At 41.7% G+C, this 4420-nt stretch carries 4 protein-coding genes; 2 read left to right on the top strand and 2 right to left on the bottom strand.

Annotated features, from left to right (window positions below; translation table 11 throughout):
* A partial coding sequence (locus HWQ37_RS01185; protein WP_292742812.1) for a Uma2 family endonuclease occupies positions 1-325 on the bottom strand: 325 nt, incomplete at its 3' end.
* 138 nt (positions 326-463) lie between these two features.
* Positions 464-2077, bottom strand: a complete 1614-nt coding sequence (locus HWQ37_RS01180) for an NAD(P)H-quinone oxidoreductase subunit 4 (RefSeq protein WP_292742810.1) — start codon at positions 2075-2077, stop codon at positions 464-466.
* 585 nt (positions 2078-2662) lie between these two features.
* On the opposite strand from HWQ37_RS01180, the gene bchM reads away from it, so the two are divergent.
* Positions 2663-3349, top strand: coding sequence for a magnesium protoporphyrin IX methyltransferase (gene bchM / locus HWQ37_RS01175; RefSeq protein WP_292742808.1), 687 nt, complete (start codon positions 2663-2665; stop codon positions 3347-3349).
* A gap of 422 nt (positions 3350-3771) precedes the next feature.
* Complete coding sequence (locus HWQ37_RS01170) at positions 3772-4251, top strand: hypothetical protein (RefSeq protein WP_292742806.1); 480 nt, start codon at positions 3772-3774, stop codon at positions 4249-4251.
* Positions 4252-4420: the final 169 nt, after the last annotated feature.

Raw genomic sequence — 4420 nt, 5'->3', positions numbered from 1 at the left:
CTGCATCAGGCGATCGCACCGCACCATTCGGCAAAGTAAACCCACCACTGGAACCAAACCCTACACCTGTACCATCTTGCTTTACCCAAATACCCAACTGAACAATAACCTCAAAGTTATGTTCATCAGTCTCGGAACCAGTAGGGGGCATAATTACTAATTCTCCAAAAGCATTACGTTCAATGCGAAAATCACCGTTTAGCTGACAAAACTCATAAAATTGATCGTCGGTGAGTGCGTAGGCGTAGCCCGTCGTAGACATCGCAGGTTGCAATTGCAAGACGATTGGTATAATTTCTGTGGCTATAGCTAAGTTAATGGTCATAATTCATATTTTGGGGCTTCACCTGTCTTTAGGATATATCTTGGCAAAATTTTAGGGGTGGTTTCGTAACCACCCCTTTATTCCCCTAATTTTTGGAAAAGTTAGAATTTACTTGCAGCCCCTTAATGGGAAGTTAATTTACTCAGAAATATTAATCGAACTTTCAACTTGAGAAGTAGCTAATGTTGGTGCAGAGAAAATCCGCGAGTACAGACTTGATGGTTGCTGATGGGCAACAACTGGTAGAACTTGACGAGCATGGGCGGCTAATTCTACTGCCTTCACATCATAAGTCTGCATTGCCAACTTGGGATAAAACCCAATTCCGATGATTGGCAGCAACAAACAAGCGGTAATAAATATTTCGCGGGGTTTGACATCAAATATTACAGCATCCAAGTGCAACTCATCATTTTGCTCACCGTAGAACACTTGACGCAGCATTGACAGTAAATAAATTGGTGTCAAAATCACGCCAACTGCTGACAGTAGCACAACTACAACTTTGAAGCTGGAACTGTAAACATCACTGGTGGCTATACCCAGAAATACCATCAACTCACCGACAAAACCACTCATTCCGGGTAAGGCGAGAGAAGCCATTGAACCAATGGTAAACAGAGCAAAGGTTTTGGGCATTACCTTGGCCATACCGCCCATTTTATCCATCATCAAGGTGTGGGTGCGATCGTAAGTCACGCCAGACAGGAAGAATAAGCTAGCAGCAATCAAGCCGTGGGAAACCATCTGTAATACTGCACCGCTAATACCCAGTTCTGTGTAGGAGGCAATGCCAATCAGCACAAACCCCATGTGGGCAATTGAAGAGTAAGCCAAGCGGCGTTTGAGATTGGTTTGGGCGAAGGCGCAGCAAGCACCGTAGACAATGTTTACCACACCCAAAATTGCTAGCACTGGGGCAAAAGTTACATGGGCATTGGGCAACATTTCCACATTGAAACGGATAAGAGCATAACCACCCATTTTTAGCAATACACCAGCCAAAATCATCGAACCGGGTGCTGATGCTTCACCGTGGGCATCAGGTAGCCAAGTGTGTAAAGGGAAAATCGGTAACTTCACCCCGAAGGCGATTAAGAAACCTGCATAAACCAATAATTCCAAGGTTTTGGGGTATTCTTTCATTCCCAGAGTTGCCATGTCGAAGGTAACGGTATCTCCAGAGAATGCGATCGCAAAACCGGCAATCAAGATAAATATTGATGCGGCGGCGGTGTAAAGAATGAATTTGGTAGCCGCATAACGGCGGTTTTGTCCTCCCCAAATGGAAATCAGCAGGTAAACCGGCACTAACTCGATTTCCCACATTAGGAAGAATAACAGCAAATCTTGAGCGACAAATACGCCAAGCTGGGCGCTGTACATCGCTAACATCAAACCATAAAATAATCGCGGCTTGGTAGTAACTTTCCAAGCCGCGAATATTGCAAGGGTATTTATTAAGCCTGTCAGAAGCAGCAAGGGCATCGATAAACCATCAACCCCCACAGCCCAATGCAAACCTAACTGTGGTATCCAAGGATAGTTTTCTACAAGTTGGAGTCTTGAGGTTTGGAAGTCGTACTTATACCAAAAGGCATAAATCATCAGTGCAAAGTCGGCGATCGCAACTCCCAAACCATACCACCGAACGGTTGTACCTTCTTTGTCTGGGATTAGGGGGATGGCTAAGGCAGCCACCAAGGGTAAGAGGATTATAGCTGTTAGCCAGGGAAATTCAATAGCATTCATCACTTCTGACAATCAATTTGCCTTTTCACTTTTAGTTACATTATATTAAGCAATTTTTACTTTTGTAAATATTATTTAGCTTTAAAAGATTAAATTTTTAATGTTTACAGGAACATATACTCATCAAATGTCATGTTCTCAGGATAAATAAGAATAAATACTTAGGGATTGCTGAAAAAAAAAGAAAAGGTTGCAGTATATAGATTATCAGACCAAAGAAGTATTGACCCAAAAGCGATCGCCAGATAAGAAATTTTACTGAAACTTATGGTTACTTCAGTTTTATTAGTTACAAAGAACTAAAATTTTCACAGTATAAATGTTGCGATCGCAATTACGATACACCTTAATAAGGGGTTATGTACATCTACAGGTTGAAATAAGAATATAATTTATAGTAACCAAAAGAATTGATGAATAAATAGTAGAACAAGGCTCATACCGTTTCTCGTTTAAATGATTATAGATGCAAAGATGTGCTAACCTACTTCAATGCTCCATATCTAGAAAAATCTGGAAGACCGCTCTTATGGGTTGCTATCAATGATAATTTTAAGCATTGGGAACCCCTAAAAATCAAAGTTTATGAACGTAGCCGACGACAAAACGATTGTTCGTGAGTATTTCAATTCCACAGGGTTTGACCGTTGGAAGCGAATCTACGGCGATGGCGAAGTCAACAAAGTGCAATTAGACATCCGCAATGGACACCAGCAAACTGTGGATACAGTTCTCGGTTGGCTGAAGGCTGATAACAATTTACCAGAGCTATCAATCTGTGATGCTGGGTGTGGTGTCGGTAGTCTCAGCATTCCCCTGGCGGTAGATGGAGCCAAAGTCTATGCCACCGATATTTCAGAAAAAATGGTAGAAGAAGGCAGAGATAGAGCCAAGCAAACCTTGGGAAATGCCGAAAATCCCACTTTTGCTGTGCAGGATTTGGAATCATTGAATGGTAGCTACCATACTGTTATTTGCTTAGATGTTCTTATCCACTACCCCCAAGAAAAAGCCGATGAGATGATATCTCACCTCTGTTCTTTGGCACAGTCGCGGATAATTCTCAGTTTTGCCCCGAAGACCTGCGCCCTGAGTATACTCAAGAAAATTGGCAGTTTCTTTCCTGGCCCAAGTAAAGCCACTCGTGCATATTTGCATCGTGAGGCTGATGTGGTGAAAATCTTGGAAAGTAATGGCTTTTCATTGCAACGACGGGCAATGACGAAGACTCGCTTCTATTTTTCTCGCCTACTGGAAGCTACGCGCAATTAAACTTAAAATCGCAGCAAAGGTATAATAAACCTCTTGCTGCGATTTGACAATCTCAAACCTGAGATATGCTAAATAACCGTTGTTCCGCTCTGCATACAGCGCTTCCGGCTATTATGCAATATAGTTTTCTCCTTGCCCCTCTCCTATCATCGCTTTCAGCTTTTAGGATGTACCTCATAGCTGCCGTAAGTGCTGTAATGATACATTCTTAAAAAGGAAGCGATGCCTACGGCGGTAAACTACGCATCTGCTTCCAAGAGAATAGTGAAAGCAACTAACCAAATTTCCATTCTATATTCAATGTAGGCAAAAAAATCTTGTCCAAAAGCTAAAAAACTGTATTTGGGGGTAGATTGATAAACTGGAACCTTTATCAAACTCAGGTTAAAATCGCAAGCAAAGTGTAAATCTGAAGTGGAACTATGAAAACTGCTGAAAAATTAGCTGCCGGTTGGCTACTGACACTCGGATTCATGTTTGTAACTCTATCAGCAACAGCGGCATTAGAAAAATTTGCTACACCTAAAGCCATCACAATACCTACAGGTGAGTATGAATTTAACGCACCGAATGCTACTTATGAAGATAATAATGCTGCTGTTGGTGGTCTAATTTTTGGCGTACCTACCCTAACATTGGGGACGTGGTTAGCATTGGGATTGTACCGTCAAAGTCGGCAAGAGAAAAAAGCAATTAATCAACAAGTTAGCGATCGCCTACAATCGATTTTTTATGGGATGCTACAAGAAAATCACGGGCGCGTAACCGTTTTAGGCTTTGCCATGCAGTCACAACTACCCGCAGCCCACGCCAGACAATATTTAGATGAAAAAGCTAAAGAATTCAATGCAAACTTTAAGGTGAACGAAGAAGGGGCTGTATCATATCATTTTGATGTCTAATTGTCATTTGTCCTTTGTCATTTGTCCTTTGTTATTTACCAATGACCAATGACCAATGACCAATGACGATCTTCAACTTACGGCTAAGTCTAATGACGCAGATTTTTTTGAGCGTAAGCTAATCGGCATTTAAATTGCAACATAGCCACTATTGCCTTTGTTTTTTATC

The sequence above is a fragment of the Nostoc sp. NMS4 genome (assembly GCF_017115095.1).
Classification (GTDB): Bacteria; Cyanobacteriota; Cyanobacteriia; order Cyanobacteriales; family Nostocaceae; genus Nostoc.
Note: the sequence above shows the minus strand (reverse complement) of the source record. Positions and strands in the feature narration are given on the sequence as shown.